The sequence below is a fragment of the Paracoccus benzoatiresistens genome, assembly GCF_026913015.1.
GTDB classification, from domain to species: domain Bacteria; phylum Pseudomonadota; class Alphaproteobacteria; order Rhodobacterales; family Rhodobacteraceae; genus Paracoccus; species Paracoccus benzoatiresistens.
This window is the reverse complement of record NZ_JAPTYD010000011.1, coordinates 64,191-80,217: the sequence shown is the minus strand read 5'-3', so window position 1 is coordinate 80,217 and position 16,027 is coordinate 64,191. Positions and strand designations below refer to the sequence as shown.

Genomic DNA, 16,027 nt, shown 5'->3' with positions numbered 1-16,027 from the left:
GCCGACCCATGCTGAAATACACCGAAGACCACGAATGGCTGCGCGCCGAGGGCGACGAGATCGTGGTCGGCATCACCGCCCATGCCAGCGAGCAGCTGGGCGATGTGGTCTTTGTCGAACTGCCCGAGGAAGGCCGCGAAGTCTCGGCCGGCGACGAGGTCGTGGTGATCGAATCCGTCAAGGCCGCCTCGGACATCGCGGCCCCGGTCGCGGGCGTGATCACGGCGGTGAACAGCGCCCTGGCCGATACGCCGGGCAGCGTGAACGACGATCCCCAGGCCGCCTGGTTCTTCCGCATCAAGCCCGCCGATCCCAAGGCCATCGAGGGCTTCATGGACGACGCAGCCTATCAGGCGCTGATCGGCTGATGTTGCCCGGGGGCTGTCTGCCCCCTTGCCGGCCCCCAAAAACCGATGGCGCGGGCCGGCAATCCCCGAGGATATTTGCGCCAAGATGAAAACTGTCTTGGAGAGATGGCGATCATGACCCGCTGGAAACCGACCGACTACAACCCCGACGATTTCGCGAACCGCCGCCATATCGGCCCCTCGCCCGCCGAAATGGCCGAGATGCTGAAGGTGGTGGGCGCCGACAGCCTGGAGGCACTGATCGACCAGACCGTGCCCGCGGCGATCAGGCAGGATGCGGCCCTGGACTGGCCTGCCCTGTCGGAAGCAGCACTTCTGGACAGGATGCGGCAGGTGGCGGCCAGGAACACGGTCATGACCAGCCTGATCGGCCAAGGCTATCATGGCACGGTGACGCCGCCTGCCATCCAGCGCAACATCCTGGAAAACCCGGCCTGGTATACCGCCTACACGCCCTACCAGCCCGAGATCGCCCAGGGGCGGCTGGAGGCGCTGCTGAATTTCCAGACGATGGTCGCCGATCTGACTGGGCTGCCGGTCGCCAACGCCTCGCTGCTGGACGAGGCGACGGCGGCGGCCGAGGCCATGGCCATGGCGCAACGGCAGGCGAAGTCGAAAGCGCGCGGCTTCTTCGTGGATCGCAACCTGCATCCGCAGACCATCGCCGTGATCGAGACCCGCGCGGCGCCCCTGGGGATCGAGGTGATCCAGGGCGCGGCCGAGGATCTGGATCCCAAGGCGGTCTTCGGCGCGATTTTCCAGTATCCCGGCACCTATGGCCATGTCCGCGACCTGGCCGGCGACATCGCGGCGCTGCATGACGCGGGCGCCCTGGCCGTGGTGGCGACCGATCTGCTGGCGCTGTGCCTGCTGAGGGAGCCGGGCGCCATGGGTGCCGACATCGCCGTGGGCTCCGCGCAGCGCTTTGGCGTGCCGATGGGCTATGGAGGACCGCACGCCGCCTTCATGTCCTGCCGGGACGAGTTGAAGCGCGCCATGCCGGGCCGCATCGTCGGCGTGTCGATCGACGCCAAGGGCAACCAGGCCTACCGCCTGTCGCTGCAAACGCGCGAGCAGCATATCCGGCGCGAGAAGGCTACGTCGAACGTCTGCACCGCGCAGGCGCTGCTGGCGGTGATGGCGTCCTTCTATGCGGTCTTCCACGGCCCCGTGGGCCTGCGGGCCATCGCGCAGCGGGTGCATCTGCACGCCGTCACCATCGCCAATGCGCTGCGGGCAGCGGGGGCCGAGGTCGCGCCGGACGCGTTCTTCGACACCATCACCGTGCGCGTGGGCGTGGGGCAGGCCGGCATCCTGGCCGCCGCCCGCCATCGCGGCATCAACCTGCGCAAGGTTGGCCGCGACCGGGTGGGCATCAGCGTGGACGAGACGACGGATCCGGGCGTCATCGCGCGGCTGCTGGACGCCTTCGGCATCACCGACGCCCCGGCCCCGGCGCAGGCCCCCGCCATCCCCGAGGATCTGCTGCGCGAGACGGACTATCTGACCCATCCGGTCTTCCACATGAACCGCGCCGAATCCGAGATGATGCGCTATATGCGCCGCCTGTCGGACCGCGACCTGGCGCTGGACCGGGCGATGATCCCGCTGGGATCCTGCACCATGAAGCTGAACGCCGCGGCCGAGATGATGCCGATCACCTGGCCCGAATTCGGCGCGCTGCATCCCTTTGCGCCCGCCGAGCAAGCGGCGGGCTATGCCGAGGCGATCGCGGACCTCACCGACAAGTTGTGCCAGATCACCGGCTATGACGCCTTCTCCATGCAGCCCAACAGCGGCGCGCAGGGGGAATATGCGGGGCTTCTGACCATCGCGGCCTATCACAAGTCGCGCGGCGAGGATCGGGATGTCTGCCTGATCCCGGTTTCGGCGCATGGCACGAACCCGGCCAGCGCGCAGATGTGCGGCATGAAGGTCGTCGTGGTGAAGTCCGCCCCGAACGGCGACATCGACCTGGAGGATTTCTCAGACAAGGCCGCGAAGGCCGGGAACAGGCTGGCGGCGGTGATGATCACCTATCCCAGCACGCATGGCGTCTTCGAGGATACCCTGCGCGAGGTCTGCGACATCACCCACAAGCACGGCGGCCAGGTCTATATCGACGGGGCCAACATGAACGCGCTTGTCGGGTTGGTGAAACCCGGAGAGATCGGCGGCGATGTCAGCCACCTGAACCTGCACAAGACCTTCGCCATCCCGCATGGCGGCGGCGGCCCGGGCATGGGGCCGATCGGCGTCAAGGCGCATCTGGCGCCCTTCCTGCCGGGCGATCCGCAGACGGGCGAGGGCGCGGTCAGCGCGGCGCCCTATGGCAGCGCATCCATCCTGCTGATCTCCTGGGCCTATTGCCTGATGATGGGCGGCGCGGGTCTGACGCAGGCGACGCGCGTGGCGATCCTGAACGCCAACTATATCGCGTCGCGGCTGGCCGGGGCCTATCCGATCCTGTTCATGGGCAACCGGGGCCGGGTCGCGCATGAATGCATCATCGACACGCGCCCCTTTGCCGACCATGGCGTGACCGTGGACGACATTGCCAAGCGGCTGATCGACAACGGCTTCCACGCCCCCACCATGAGCTGGCCGGTCGCAGGCACGCTGATGGTGGAACCGACCGAATCCGAGACCAAGGCCGAGATCGACCGCTTCATCACCGCGCTGCTGGCGATCCGGGCCGAGATCACCGAGGTCGCCGAAGGCCGCATCGAGGCCCATCAAAGCCCGCTGCGCCACGCGCCCCACACGGTGGAGGATCTGGTCGCCGACTGGGACCGCCCCTATTCGCGCGAACAGGGCTGCTTCCCGCCGGGCGCCTTCCGGGTGGACAAGTACTGGCCGCCGGTGGGCCGGGTGGACAACGCCTATGGCGACCGCAACCTGGTCTGCACCTGCCCGCCGCTGGAAACCTATGCCGAGGCGGCCGAGTGACCTGATGGCGCCGGCCCCCGGGCCGGTGCCGCCCTTTCGGATGGAACCGACGGCCCTCAGGCGGATCGCGGCCCCGGCACGGTATGGCGAACCGCCCCCATGATGCGGGGGCGGCTGTCGCAGACCCGCCCCCGCGCGATCAGAGGCTGGCCGCCTCGTCCACGCCCAGCATGATGTTGAGGTTCTGGACCGCCGCGCCCGACGCCCCCTTGCCCAGGTTGTCCAGCACCGCCACAACCGTGGCGCAGCCATTGTCCGCATCGCCCTGGACGGTGATGCGCAGCATGTTGGTGCCGTTCAGGTCGGTCGGCACGATGCGGGACGCGGTGCCGTCCAGGACCTCGACGAAGCGCTGGCCGTCATAATGATCGGCCAAGGCCTGGGTCAGCCGTTCCAGCGTCCGCTGCGCGTCAAGGAACAGCGGCACCTGCACGGCCATGCCCTGCGCGAAATTGCCCACCGAGGGCGCGAAGATCGGCTGCCGGGTCAGCCCCGCATGGACCATGATCTCGGGGATATGCTTGTGGCGCTGGTTCAGGCCATAGACGAAATGGGCCGGGGCCACGCCGTCTTCGTATTCCGCGATCAGCGCCTTGCCGCCTCCGGTATAGCCGCTGACGGCGTTGATCGACAGCGGCTCGGACGGCTCGATCAGGCCTGCCGCGACCAGGGGGGCGATGATGGCGATGGCGCCGGTGGAATAGCAGCCAGGATTGCTGACCCGCCGGGCCGCGGCGATCCGGTCGCGGGCGCCCGCGTCCAGTTCCGCGAAACCGAAGGCCCAGCGTTCGTCCACCCGGTGCGCGGTCGAGGCGTCGATGATCCGCACGTCCAGGTCGCGCGCCAGTTCCACCGCCTCGCGCGCGGCCTCGTCGGGCAGGCACAGGATGGCCACGTCGGCTTGGCGGAAGGCCTCGCGCCGGGCATTGGCGTCCTTGCGGCGTTCGGGGTCGATAGGGATCAGGCGGATGTCATCGCGCGGCTCCAGCCGCTCGCGGATCTGCAGGCCCGTGGTGCCCGCCTCGCCATCGATGAAAACGCTGTATGCCATGACCGATCTCCGCAGATTACGGCGGAGTTATAGGGGAAGGCCCCTGTCCTTGCCAATCGGCCCGTGGGTCAGATCGAACAGATTTCCGACCGGGTCAGGAAGCGTTTCTCGCGCCCGTTGTCCAGGCTGAACATGCCGCCGCGACCCGGCACCACGTCGATGATCAGGTCGGTATGCGCCCAGGCCTCGGCCTGGGATGCGCTGATGTAGAAGGGCGCGCCGCCGATCTCGCCCAGCTTGACGTCGCGTTCGCCGACGCGGAAATCGCCCTGCGGATAGCACATGGGCGAGGATCCGTCGCAGCAGCCGCCCGACTGGTGGAACAGGACCGGGCCGTGATCGGCCACGATCTCGGCGATCAGATCAAGGGCGGCGGGGGTGGCTGTGACCGTGCTCATGCCTTCAACCTTTTCTTCAGGAACTCCAGCACCTGCCGCTCCTCGGGACGCAGGCCGGGCTGTTGCAGATCCTCCTCGATTTCCTCGCGCAATTCCAGCTTCAGTTCGTCGGCCAGATAGGCGTCGATCACCTGCGGGTGGATATAGCACTTGCGGCATATCGTGGGCGTGTTGCCAAGACGGCTGGAAACCCGCTCGATCGCATCGCGGATATTGCGCTTGGCGGCGGCCTGGCTGTCGCATTTCTCGTATTCGGCAAGGGCCAGGGCGGCCAGCACCGTGCCCGTCCAGGTGCGGAAATCCTTGGCGGTGACGTTCTGGCCCGAGATGTCGCGCAGATAGGCGTTCACCTCGGTCGAGGTGACCTTCTGCCGTTCGCCATCCTCGTCCAGATACTGGAACAGGTGCTGGCCGGGAATGTCCTGGGCTGCGCGCACGATCCGGGCCACGCGGCGGTCGCGCAGACCCAGGTTCCATTCCTTGCCGGATTTGCCCTTGAAGCGGAAGCGGACCTCGTTGCCCTCGAAGCTGACATGCCTGTCGCGCAGGGTGGTCAGCCCGTGGGACTTGTTCTGCTTGACATAATCGGCATTGCCCACGCGGATCATGGTGTTTTCCAGCAGATGGACAACCGTTGCCAGCACCTTCTCGGCCGGCATTCCGCGCCGGGACATGTCCTGATCGACCCGCGCGCGGATCTGCGGCAAGGCATGGGCGAATTCCAGCATGTGGTCGTATTTGGCGCTGTCGCGGACCGCGCGGAAATCGGGGTGATAGCGATACTGCTTGCGTCCCTTGTCGTCGCGGCCCGTCGCCTGGATATGGCCGCGCGGATCGGGGCAGATCCAGACATCGGTATAGGCGGGCGGGATCGCCAGAGAGGCCAGCCGCTGGCGTTCCGCCTTGTCGGTGATGGCGCGTCCGTCCGGGCCCCAGTAGGAAAAGCCCTTGCCCGATTTCCTGCGCGTGATCCCCGGCATGTCGTCGTTGACATAAACCAGTCCCGCCTCTTTGGCGGCATCGCGCGGGTCGGAAATGACAGCGTCTTTGGGCATGGCGAGAACCGGAAGCAATTGCTTCCGGTTCAACGCCGCGCCCGGCGGATGGTTGCGCCCAAGGGGAAGGTCCGAGACGCCCCGCCGGGCGCGGCATTGCAGGCCGGTTGCCCGGCCTGCCCGTTTTCAGAAGAAGCCCAGCTTCTTCGGGCTGTAGCTGACCAGCATGTTCTTGGTCTGCTGATAGTGGTCCAGCATCATCTTGTGGTTCTCGCGCCCGATGCCCGACTGCTTGTAGCCGCCAAAGGCCGCATGGGCCGGATAGGCGTGATAGCAGTTGGTCCAGACCCGGCCCGCCTTGATCGCGCGGCCGAAGCGGTAGCAGGTATTGGCCTCGCGCGACCAGATGCCCGCGCCCAGGCCGTAAAGCGTGTCATTGGCGATCGACAGCGCCTCGTCCTGGTCCTTGAAGGTGGTTACCGATACCACGGGACCGAAGATTTCCTCCTGGAAGACGCGCATCTTGTTGTTGCCGCGGAACACGGTCGGCTTGATGTAGTAGCCGCCCGACAGTTCGCCGCCGTGGTCTGCCGCCTCGCCGCCGATCAGAACCTCGGCCCCTTCCTTGCGGCCGATGTCGAAGTAGGAAAGGATCTTTTCCTTCTGCTCGCTGCTGGCCTGGGCGCCGATCATGGTCGCGGCGTCGCGCGGGTCGCCCTGCTTGATTGCCTCGACGCGCTTCAGGGCGCGCTCCATGAAGCGGTCGTAGATCGATTCGTGGATCAGCGCGCGCGACGGGCAGGTGCAAACCTCGCCCTGGTTCAGCGCGAACATCACGAAGCCCTCGATCGCCTTGTCGAAGAAATCGTCATCCTCGCGCGCGACATCCTCGAAGAAGATGTTGGGGGACTTGCCGCCCAGTTCCAGCGTTACCGGGATGAGGTTCTCGGACGCGTATTGCATGATCAGCCGGCCGGTGGTGGTTTCCCCGGTAAAGGCGATCTTGGCGATCCGCGGATTGGACGCCAGCGGCTTGCCGGCTTCCAGACCGAAGCCGTTGACGATGTTCAGGACGCCCGGCGGCAGCAGGTCAGAGATCAGGTCGGCAAAGACCATGATGGTGGCCGGGGTCTGTTCGGCAGGCTTCAGCACCACGCAGTTCCCGGCGGCAAGGGCCGGGGCCAGCTTCCACACCGCCATCAGCAGCGGAAAGTTCCAAGGGATGATCTGGCCCACGACACCCAGCGGTTCATGGAAGTGATAGGCGACGGTGTCGTGATCGATCTCCGAAATCCCGCCTTCCTGCGCGCGCAGGACACCGGCGAAATAGCGGAAATGATCGACGGCCAGCGGCAGGTCGGCGGCCATCGTTTCGCGGATCGGCTTGCCGTTGTCCCAGGTTTCCGCCGTGGCCAGCAGTTCCAGGTTCTGCTCGATCCGGTCGGCGATGCGGTTCAGGATCAGCGACCGCTCGGCGGCCGAGGTCTGGCCCCACTTGTCCTTGGCGGCATGGGCTGCATCCAGCGCCGCCTCGATGTCGTCGGCGTTCGAGCGGGCGATCTCGCCGATCTCGGCACCGGTGATGGGGGTGGTGTTGGTGAAATAGCGGCCGGATTTCGGCGCGGTCCACTGCCCGCCGATGAAGTTGTCGTAACGCTTGGCAAAGGGCATAACGCCCACGCCCTTGAACTCGTGCGTCTGGTCGTTCGGCATCTTTTTTCCTCCTCAACGTGCCCGAAGTCTCCCTCTTCGGCATGGGTGGAGGTTTGCCTCGGGGATGATTCGTTGCAACGGGGCCGTTCCGCCACGACGCCGGGTTTGTCTCAGCGGTGAGACAGTCAGCCGCTTTTTTCGACCAGCCCCAGCCGTGCCATGCGGCGATACATGGTGGCCCGCCCGATCCCCAGGGCGCGCGCCGCGGCCGAGACATTGCCGTCCGCCCGCGCAAGCGCCCGTACCAGGGCGGCCCGTTCGCCCTTGTCGAAGCCGGTCAGGTCGTCGTCGCGGCCCAACAGGTCGGCGGCCGGCCGCGGGCGGAACGCGCCTTCGCGTTCCAGGCCCAGGACCCGGCGCGCGGCACGGGTCGCGCCGATGGCCAGGTCGTCATTGTCCACCGCCAGCAGCACCGCGGCGTCAGCCGTGTCGTCGGGCGCGACGATCCGGGCCCCGGGAAAGCTTGCGCGGAAGAACACCGCCTCGATGGCCTTGGCGGTCTGCGCCACCTGGGCCGAGATCAGGCGGTTGTATCGTTCGGTCTGGTCGGCGCGGGCGCTGCTGACATCCAGGGCCGCCAGCAGCCGCCCGTCGGGACCCCAGATCGGCGCGTCCATGCAGGACATGGCGGTGTTGCGGGTGTGGAAATGTTCGCCGCGATGGATGGTGACCTGCCGCCCCTCGGCCAGGCAGGTGCCGATGCCGTTGGTGCCCTGCGCGGCCTCGGACCAGTCGGCCCCCTGCCAGAGCCCCCAATCCCGGAACTGCTCGGCATCCGCGGCATTCACCCGCTGGTCCATCACCACGCCATCGGCGTCTGTCAGCAGGACGTTGCAGCCCGACAGGCAGACCAGATTGAACAGCTGGTCCAGCTGGGGCGCGGCGACGCGCAGGAAATGCTCCATCGCCTGCCGGCGGCGGGACAGTTCCTCAAGGGTCAGCCGTTCCGGGCGACGCGCGTCGGACGGGTCAAGCCCATGCTTCAGCAGCGACCGCCGCCAGGACGCGGCAAGGGCCGAGGTCGCGGAATTCGACTGCGACTCTCTTGCGACATGATCAGCGTGACGCATACCGGGCCGGCTCCTCCTCGGTCGGTAACGCCCATTATAGCACGCAGCGATGCCCTTCGACCAAGCGCTAATTGCTGGCCCCGCCGGCAGGCAGCCGCCAGGCCAGCACGTGATCGCCCAGGTCCGTCCCGATCGAGCCGTGGCCGCCCGCGACCAGCACCACCATCTGGCGGCCCTGGCTGTCCAGATAGGTCATCGGCGTGGCCTGCCCGCCCGCCGGCAGGCGCCCGCGCCACAGTTCCTCTCCGGTGGTCAGGTCATAGGCGCGCAGGTAGTTGTCCACCGCTGCGCCCATGAAGACGACGCCGGACCCGGTGATGACCGGCCCGCCGATCCCCGGCATTCCCAGCCGCAAGGCGAGCGGAACCGGGCTCATGTCGCGGGTCGTGCCGTTGCGGTGCTTCCAGGCGATCTCTCCGGTGCGCAGGTCGGCGCCCGCGACGAAGCCCCAGGGCGGCTGCTGGCAGGGCACGCCGAGGGGCGACAGGAACGGCCCCATGGCCACGGCATAGGGCGCGCCCGTGTTCGAATTGAGGCCCTGCTCGCCCGAATTGGTCGCCCGTCCCTCGGCCTGCTCTGCCGGCACCAGGCGCGAGGTAAAGGCCAGTTGCAGCGGCATCCCGAACATGACCTGCCGGCGCGGGTCCACGGCGATGCCGCCCCAGTTGAAGACGCCGAAGTTGCCGGGATGGACAAGGCTGCCCTGCAGCGACGGGGGGGTATAGCGCCCTTCGTAGCGCAGCTTGCGGAACTGGATCCGGCACAGCATCTGGTCGACCAGGGTCGCGCCCCACATCTTCGATTCGGTCAGCGGCTCGGGCTCGAAGCTCAGGGCCGAGACGGGCTGGGTGGGAGCTGCGAAATCCTCGGGGACGGTGCCCTGGGGTGCGGGGCGCTCGGTGACGGGCAGGATCGGCTCGCCCGTCTGGCGGTTCAGCACATAGATGTCGCCCTGCTTGGTCGGCACCACCAGCGCGGGCACCCGGCCATCCGGCATGTCCAGATCCAGCAGCGTGGGCTGCGCGGGGGTATCCATGTCCCACAGGTCGTGATGGACGAACTGTCGGACCCAGCGGGCCTGGCCCGTGGCGGCATCCAGCGCCACCACCGAACTGGAATAGGTTTCCTCGGCATCGTTGCGGAACATGCCCAGTTGGTCCGGCGTGCGGTTGCCCATCGGCACATAGACCAGCCCAAGCGCGGGATCCGCCGACAGCGGCGCCCAGCTGTTCGGCGAGGACGGCGTATAGGTCTGGTTCGGATCGTTGACGTCAAAGGGGGCGGTCGCGGCGGGATTGCCGGAATCCCAGTTCCACAGCAGCCGCCCGTCGCGCACGTCATAGGCCCGGATCACGCCCGAGGGGGCATTCACATCGTAGTTGTCGTTGACCGCGCCACCGACGACCAGGGCATTGCCCACGATGACGGGCGGAGAGGTCGAGTAATAGAACCCTGCCTGCCGGAAGGGCATGTTGTGGATCAGGTTCAGCGCGCCGTTGTCCGCGAAATCGCTGCAAAGCTGGCCGGTCTCGGGGTTCAGCGCCAGCATGTGCGCGTCCGAGGTCGGCATGAAGATGCGGTCGGTGCAGGGACCGGACGATTGCGCATCGGCGCTGACGGCGGGGCTTTGCGGATGGTCGGTCGCGGCGGGCAGCACGGCAGCCGCAGGCACTGGCGTCGGCGCGGCGGCAGGGGCGGTGGCAGGGGCGGGCGCCCCTCCTTCCCCCGGCCAATAGCTGACGCCCCGGCAGGTCTGGTGCTGGCGCTGGCTCAAGGGGCCGATGGCCGCCTTGTAGACCCAGCGTTCGGCCCCGGTATCGGCATCAAGCGCCACCAGCCAGTTATGGGGCGTGCACAGGTACAGGGTATTGCCGACCTTGATCGGGGTTGCCTGATAGGTCGTCTCATCCGTGTCCTCGGGCAGGCGCACGTCGCCCGTCCGGTAGGTCCAGGCGGTTTCCAGCGATCCGACGTTCTCGGCGGTGATCTGGTCCAGGGGCGAGAAGCGCTGGCCGTAACTGGTCCGGCCATAGGCCAGCCAATCCTCGGGTCCGCCGGGCGGGCCCATGTCGGGCTCGGCATTCGCGATCTGGTCGGGAAGCGCACCGGAGGTTTCGTGCGGGTCGGTCGCAAGACTGCCCAGCAGGCCGATGCCGGCGATACCCGTCACGGCCAGCAGCGCCACCCAGGCCGGCCGGTTGCGCGGCGCGCCGGTCGGCAGCAGAAGCAGCAGCCCCAAGACCAGGAACATCCCCATGCGGGATGCGAGCGCCCACCAGTCATAGCCGGAATCGAGCCATGACCAGATTGCCAGAACGATCAGGAAGGCCGCATAAACCCAACGGGCATGAGGGCTTCGCAAGATGGTCAGCACCGCGACAAGCAGCAGCACCGCCCCCGAAAAGGCGATGAAGGGGCTTCCGTCCAGGGTCGCAAGATAGACGCCTCCTGCCAGAAGAGCGGCGCCGATGACGGCGAAAGCCAATGTGATGATGATGCGCATGCCTGTCCCCTTTTCCGCACCGAACCGGAACGGAAGCCCATGGTTCCAGACAAATTCGGAAAGCCGGACATGCAATCTGCGCAGGCAGCTTATGGGCAACCCGCTGGCCGGCGGTTCCGGCGGTCAGGCCGGAGGCTGCATGGCCATGCCCGCCGATGCGCGCGGCTGGTAGGGTGGCAGCTCCACCCCGTCGCGATAAAGCAGCGACCGGCCGTCATGGAACAGGTGCAGCGCAGCCGGGTCGGCGGTCAGGCGCACCACCCGCCCGGTCAGGCCGGGATGGATGCCCGGCAGCTTGGCGATGACCGGCACCCCCTCGCCGCGCGTGCCGAAATAGAGCAGCGTCACCTCGCCCAGGGCCTCGGTCAGATCCACGGTCCCTTCGAAGATCGCGGGACCATCGGTTTCGCGCATGTCCTCGGGGCGGACGCCCAGGTTGACGCGCATTCCTTCGTCGCCCGCGCGGGTCGGGATCGCCACCTGCGCGATGCCGCCGCCATCCAGCTGCACGGTGGTCAGGGGCCCCGTGGCGGTCACGCGCCCCGGCAGCAGGTTCATGGCCGGGCTGCCGATGAACCCTGCGACGAATTCGTTGACCGGGCGTTCATACAGTTCCAGCGGCGCGCCGACCTGGGCGATGCCGCCACCCGCCAGCACCACGATGCGGTCGGCCAGCGTCATCGCCTCGGTCTGGTCATGGGTGACATAGATCATCGTGCGGTCGGGCATGGCGGCCTTCAGCTGCGCGATCTCGATCCGGGTCGCGACCCGCAGCGCGGCGTCCAGGTTCGACAGCGGCTCGTCGAACAGATAGACCTTGGGGTCGCGCACGATGGCGCGCCCGATGGCGACCCGCTGGCGCTGCCCGCCCGACAGCGCCTTGGGCAGGCGGTCCAGATAGGGGGTCAGCTGCAGCATCCGGCCGGCGCGGTCGGTGGCCTCCTGCACCTCGGCCCGGGACTTGCCCGCGATCTTCAGCGCAAAGGCCATGTTGTCGCGCACCGTCATGTGCGGATAAAGCGCATAGGACTGGAACACCATCGCGATGCCGCGCTGGCTGGGCGGGATGTCGTTCATCCGCTGCCCATCGATGGCCAGCGTGCCGGCGCTGATCCTTTCCAGTCCCGCGATCATCCGCAGAAGGGTGGACTTGCCGCAGCCCGAGGGGCCGACGAAGACGATGAATTCGCCCGATGCGATGTCCAGGTTGATGTCTTTGAGGACATGCACCTCGCCATAGGACTTGGCCACACCGGCCAGTGTCAGATCGGCCATCGGCTCCCCCCTCTTCTTGTGGATATCCCTCGATAATCCGTACCTGCCACGGGCTCCGTCAAAGCCTCGCCTTTCCCCCGGTCGCCTTTCGCTTCCGCCAAGTCATCCCCCTTTCACGGATCCGGCCAGCAACCCGCGGACCAGATATTTCTGCATCGCGAAGAACACGACCAGCGGCACCGCGATGGAGATGAAGGCCGAGGTGGCAAGGACCTCCCATTCCCCGCCCTTCGACCCCATCAATTCGCGCAGCACGCCGGTCATGACCAGTTGCTCCCTGGTGTTGCCAAGGAAGACGGTGGCGACAAGCAGGTCGTTCCAGACCCACAGGAACTGGAAGATCGCGAAGCTGGCCAGCGCCGGGAAGGACAGCGGCAGGATGATCCTGCGGAAGATCTGGAATTCGGTCGCACCGTCCACGCGGGCGCTTTCGATCACCTCGCGCGGCAGGCCGACCATGTAGTTGCGCAAAAGATAGATCGCGAGCGGCAGGCCGAAGCCGGTATGGGCCAGCCAGATGCCCAGATAGCCCTTGCCGATGCCCAGTTCGTTGTGCAGCCGCAGCAGCGGGATCAACGCCACCTGCAGGGGCACGACCAGAAGGCCCACCACGGCCGCAGTCAGAAGCGCACGGCCCGGAAACTCCATCCAGGCCAGGGCATAGGCCGCGAAGGCCGCGATCAGGATCGGGATCACGGTCGCGGGGATCGTCACCGTCAGGGTGTTCATGAAGGCGCGGCCCAGGCCTTCGGCGGTCAGGACGCGGTTGTAGTTCTCGGTCGTCAGCCGGGCGGGGGCGCCGGTGGTGACGAAGATCCGCTCTCCCCTGCGCATCTCGAAGGGCGTGGGCGAGGTCATGCGATAGGTGCCATCCTCGGCCACGGTGACCTGCCAGCCATCGCCGATCTCGGCCGTCTCGCCCGGCTCAAAGGCGGCAGGCTCTCGCGCGCGGGTGCCCCAGCCGATCAGGGTCTGCCCCTCCTCCAGCACGGTGCCCTCGATTACATACAGCCCATCCTGCTGGACCGCGTCGTCGCCCGTGCCCGTGCGCACGAAGCCCGTGGCCTCTTGCGGGGAAAAGGACTGCCACCAGCCCGAAGTCAGGATCTGGTCGCGGTCGCGGAACGACGACACCAGAAGCCCCAGCGTCGGGATGGTCCACAGCAGGACCAGCAGGAAGGCGGCGATGTTGACCGCCCAGACCAGCCCCGATTTCTGCCCGGCCATGCCTTCCATCAGCGCACCTCCCGCTGGGCGTTGACGATGTTCCAGATCATGATGGGGGTCACCAGCGCCATCAGCACGATGGCGATGGCCGATCCGCGGCCATAGTCGGGCGTGCCGCGGAACATCCAGTCATACATCAGGTTGGCCAGCACCTGCGTGCCCCATTGCCCGTTGGTCATCACGAAGACGATGTCGAAGACCTTGAGCACCACGATGGTGACGGTGGTCCAGACCACCGCGATGGTGCCCATGATCTGCGGCACCTTGATCTTGAAGAACACCTGCCAGGGCGATGCGCCGTCCAGGATCGCCGCCTCGATGGTTTCCTCGGGGATGCCGCGCAGGGCGGCGGACAGGATCACCATGGCGAAACCGGTCTGGATCCAGACCAGCACGATCATCAGGAAGAGGTTGTTCCAGGGGATCAGCGTCAGCCACAGCTGCGGATCGCCGCCAAGCGCCTGCACGATGGCGTTCAGCAGGCCGATCTGGTTTTCGCCCGGCTCGCGGTATTCATAGATGAACTTCCAGATGACCCCCGCACCGACAAAGCTGATGGCCATGGGCATGAAGATCAGCGACTTGCCAATGTTGCCCCATTTCAGCCGGTCGGTCAGCTGCGCCGCGAGCAGCCCGAACAACGTGGACAGCGCCGGCACCACCAGCAGCCAGACCAGGTTGTTGCGCATGGATTCGCGGAACTTGCCGTCGCCCATCAGCCAGGCATAGTTCGACGGGCCCACGAAATCCGTGCCGCGCGCGTTGTGGACCGAGCGCCACAGGCTGTCGAAGATCGGATAAACCAGATAGGCGGTCAGGAACAGGATCGCCGGGCCTAGGAACAGCCAGGGCCGGATCTGGTTGGCCTTGCGGATGTTGTCCCCGGCATTCAAGCCGCGCGGGGGATAGATGCGGTCGAGGATCCAGTTCGATCCCCAGAACCAGGCCACGCAGCCAAAGACGCCGACCGCGATGGTGCCGACAGCCAGCCAGAACAGTTCCATGCCGATAGCCCTCCGAAGTCGCGACGGGGCGCGGCGGTCAGGCCGCCGCGCCAAGGCATCATTTCAGCGTGGCCCAGGTCTGCTGGATGCGGTCCGCGACCTCCTGCGCGGATGCGCCGCCCACGAAGTCGACCATGCCGGTCCAGAAGGCGCCCGCGCCGACCGCGCCGGGCATCAGGTCCGACCCGTCGAAGCGGAAGGTGGTGGCGTCCAGCAGGATCTGGCCCATCTTGCGCTGCGTCTCGCTGGCATAGGCCTCCATGTTCACGCCGGTATGGGGCGTGGTGAAACCCGATTGCGCCATCCACAGCTCATGCACGGCGGGTGTCTTCAGGAAGTCGATGAAGGCCAGGGCCACCGGGTTGTCGGTAAAGACGCCGAACAGCGTGCCGCCGCCCAGGACGGGCTGGCCCAGGCTGCCATCGGCCGGCGCGGGGAAATAGAAGAAATCGTAATCCTCGCCCTCGACCGTGCCTTCGGGAAAGAAGGACGGGATGAAGCTGGCCTGGCGGTGCATGTAGCAGCCCGGCGGGCTTTCAAACAGTCCGGCGGGGCTTTCGCGGAAATCGTTCGAGGCGACCGAGGCCGGACCGCCGGCGACGAAATCGGCATTCTTGGCGAACCAGCCGAATTCCTCGATGGCCTTGACGACCTTGGGATCGTTGAAGGCCAGCGCGTTGGTGGTCCAGCCGTCGTAATCCTCGGGGGTGTTCAGGCGCAGCATCAGATCCTCGACCCAGTCGGTCGCGGGCCAGCCGGTCGCGCCGCCCGAGGCCAGGCCGATGCACCAGGGCACCTCGCCGTCGGCGGCGATCTGTTCGGTCAGCGCCTTCAGCTCCTCGTAGGTTTCGGGGATCTCGTAGCCGGCATCCTCGAAGTTCTCCGGCACATACCAGACCAGCGACTTCACGTCGGCCTTGTAGGGAAAGGCGAAGAAACGCTCGGCCCCGTCCTGGCCCGCATAGGTGCCAAGCGCGGCCCAGCTTTCGCCCGCGGCATAATTGTCCTTGACCCACTGGCTGGTTTCATCGCCCAGGTCCTTGAGATACCCCTTGGCGGCCAGTTCGGCGGCCAGGCCCGGTTGCGGCAGCACGGCGATGTCGGGCGGCGATCCGGCCTCGCTGTCGATGACGATCTGCTGCTCGAAGCTGTTCGACCCGGAATAGTTGACGGTCGCCCCGGTGGCATCCTCGAAATAGGCGGTGATCGAGGTGAACAGCGCCTGGTCCGCGCCCAGCCAGGGCGCCAGGATCGTCACGCTCTGCCCCTTCAGGTCGGCATGGGCCGCGCCGAAGTCCTCCAGGCTTTTCCAGTTGATGCGGTCGTCGCTGTTCTTTTCGATGACCAGCTGCGCTTGCGCGCCCCCGGCCACCAGCGCGGCCAAGGCCACGGTGATGCAGAACCGATGCTTCACGTCTTCCCCCCTCCCCTTGGCTTTCGCAACCATTGTGCGAGCCGTTGGCGTGATCGTCAC

General features: G+C 66.9%; 12 protein-coding genes. 2 read left to right on the top strand and 10 right to left on the bottom strand.

Going from position 1 to position 16,027, the window contains the following annotated elements:
• Window positions 1-11: 11 nt before the first annotated feature.
• Entirely contained in the window at window positions 12-368 is a 357-nt protein-coding gene (gcvH, locus tag OU682_RS10480; RefSeq protein WP_268942080.1) for a glycine cleavage system protein GcvH, read from the top strand.
• Window positions 369-482: 114 nt separating this feature from the next.
• Window positions 483-3,317 (top strand): aminomethyl-transferring glycine dehydrogenase, encoded by a 2,835-nt coding sequence (gcvP, locus tag OU682_RS10475; protein ID WP_268942054.1) that lies wholly within the window; start codon window positions 483-485, stop codon window positions 3,315-3,317.
• A gap of 139 nt (window positions 3,318-3,456) precedes the next feature.
• Here gcvP and argC read toward each other — a convergent pair whose 3' ends face one another.
• The 10 genes from argC to OU682_RS10425 all read right to left on the bottom strand — a co-directional run bounded on the left by argC (window position 3,457) and on the right by OU682_RS10425 (window position 15,967).
• The gene (gene argC / locus OU682_RS10470) at window positions 3,457-4,368 is read right to left on the bottom strand and encodes an N-acetyl-gamma-glutamyl-phosphate reductase (RefSeq protein WP_268942053.1); all 912 of its coding nucleotides are present in this window, start codon (window positions 4,366-4,368) and stop codon (window positions 3,457-3,459) included.
• Between the two features lie 68 nt (window positions 4,369-4,436).
• Window positions 4,437-4,766, bottom strand: a complete 330-nt coding sequence (locus OU682_RS10465; protein ID WP_268942052.1) for a DUF779 domain-containing protein — start codon at window positions 4,764-4,766, stop codon at window positions 4,437-4,439.
• The gene (locus OU682_RS10460) at window positions 4,763-5,821 is read right to left on the bottom strand and encodes a DNA topoisomerase IB (protein ID WP_268942051.1); all 1,059 of its coding nucleotides are present in this window, start codon (window positions 5,819-5,821) and stop codon (window positions 4,763-4,765) included. The genes OU682_RS10465 and OU682_RS10460 overlap by 4 nt, the downstream gene beginning before the upstream one ends.
• Before the next feature lie 126 nt (window positions 5,822-5,947).
• On the bottom strand, window positions 5,948-7,474 hold the full coding sequence (gene adh / locus OU682_RS10455) for an aldehyde dehydrogenase (protein ID WP_268942050.1): 1,527 nt from the start codon (window positions 7,472-7,474) through the stop codon (window positions 5,948-5,950).
• A 125-nt stretch (window positions 7,475-7,599) separates the two neighbouring features.
• Window positions 7,600-8,544, bottom strand: coding sequence for a GAF domain-containing protein (locus tag OU682_RS10450; RefSeq protein ID WP_268942049.1), 945 nt, complete (start codon window positions 8,542-8,544; stop codon window positions 7,600-7,602).
• A 67-nt stretch (window positions 8,545-8,611) separates the two neighbouring features.
• Window positions 8,612-11,047: a membrane-bound PQQ-dependent dehydrogenase, glucose/quinate/shikimate family gene (locus tag OU682_RS10445; protein WP_268942048.1), complete on the bottom strand. Its 2,436-nt coding sequence runs from the start codon at window positions 11,045-11,047 to the stop codon at window positions 8,612-8,614.
• Window positions 11,048-11,170: 123 nt separating this feature from the next.
• The gene (locus OU682_RS10440) at window positions 11,171-12,322 is read right to left on the bottom strand and encodes an ABC transporter ATP-binding protein (protein ID WP_268942047.1); all 1,152 of its coding nucleotides are present in this window, start codon (window positions 12,320-12,322) and stop codon (window positions 11,171-11,173) included.
• 102 nt (window positions 12,323-12,424) lie between these two features.
• Window positions 12,425-13,558, bottom strand: a complete 1,134-nt coding sequence (locus tag OU682_RS10435; protein WP_268942046.1) for a carbohydrate ABC transporter permease — start codon at window positions 13,556-13,558, stop codon at window positions 12,425-12,427.
• Window positions 13,558-14,553: a carbohydrate ABC transporter permease gene (locus OU682_RS10430; protein ID WP_268942045.1), complete on the bottom strand. Its 996-nt coding sequence runs from the start codon at window positions 14,551-14,553 to the stop codon at window positions 13,558-13,560. Before OU682_RS10430 ends, OU682_RS10435 begins: the two co-directional genes overlap by 1 nt.
• Before the next feature lie 58 nt (window positions 14,554-14,611).
• A complete protein-coding gene (locus tag OU682_RS10425) occupies window positions 14,612-15,967 on the bottom strand; it encodes an ABC transporter substrate-binding protein (RefSeq protein WP_371832231.1) in 1,356 nt (451 codons plus the stop codon).
• Window positions 15,968-16,027 lie beyond the last annotated feature (60 nt).

Coding starts and splice junctions, on each gene's coding strand:
- gcvP (WP_268942054.1), top strand. CDS start 483: ATGACCCGCTGGAAACCGACCGACTACAACCCCGACGATTTCGCGAAC.
- argC (WP_268942053.1), bottom strand. CDS start 4,368: ATGGCATACAGCGTTTTCATCGATGGCGAGGCGGGCACCACGGGCCTG.
- OU682_RS10465 (WP_268942052.1), bottom strand. CDS start 4,766: ATGAGCACGGTCACAGCCACCCCCGCCGCCCTTGATCTGATCGCCGAG.
- OU682_RS10460 (WP_268942051.1), bottom strand. CDS start 5,821: ATGCCCAAAGACGCTGTCATTTCCGACCCGCGCGATGCCGCCAAAGAG.
- adh (WP_268942050.1), bottom strand. CDS start 7,474: ATGCCGAACGACCAGACGCACGAGTTCAAGGGCGTGGGCGTTATGCCC.
- OU682_RS10450 (WP_268942049.1), bottom strand. CDS start 8,544: ATGCGTCACGCTGATCATGTCGCAAGAGAGTCGCAGTCGAATTCCGCG.
- OU682_RS10445 (WP_268942048.1), bottom strand. CDS start 11,047: ATGCGCATCATCATCACATTGGCTTTCGCCGTCATCGGCGCCGCTCTT.
- OU682_RS10440 (WP_268942047.1), bottom strand. CDS start 12,322: ATGGCCGATCTGACACTGGCCGGTGTGGCCAAGTCCTATGGCGAGGTG.
- OU682_RS10435 (WP_268942046.1), bottom strand. CDS start 13,558: ATGGAAGGCATGGCCGGGCAGAAATCGGGGCTGGTCTGGGCGGTCAAC.
- OU682_RS10430 (WP_268942045.1), bottom strand. CDS start 14,553: ATGGAACTGTTCTGGCTGGCTGTCGGCACCATCGCGGTCGGCGTCTTT.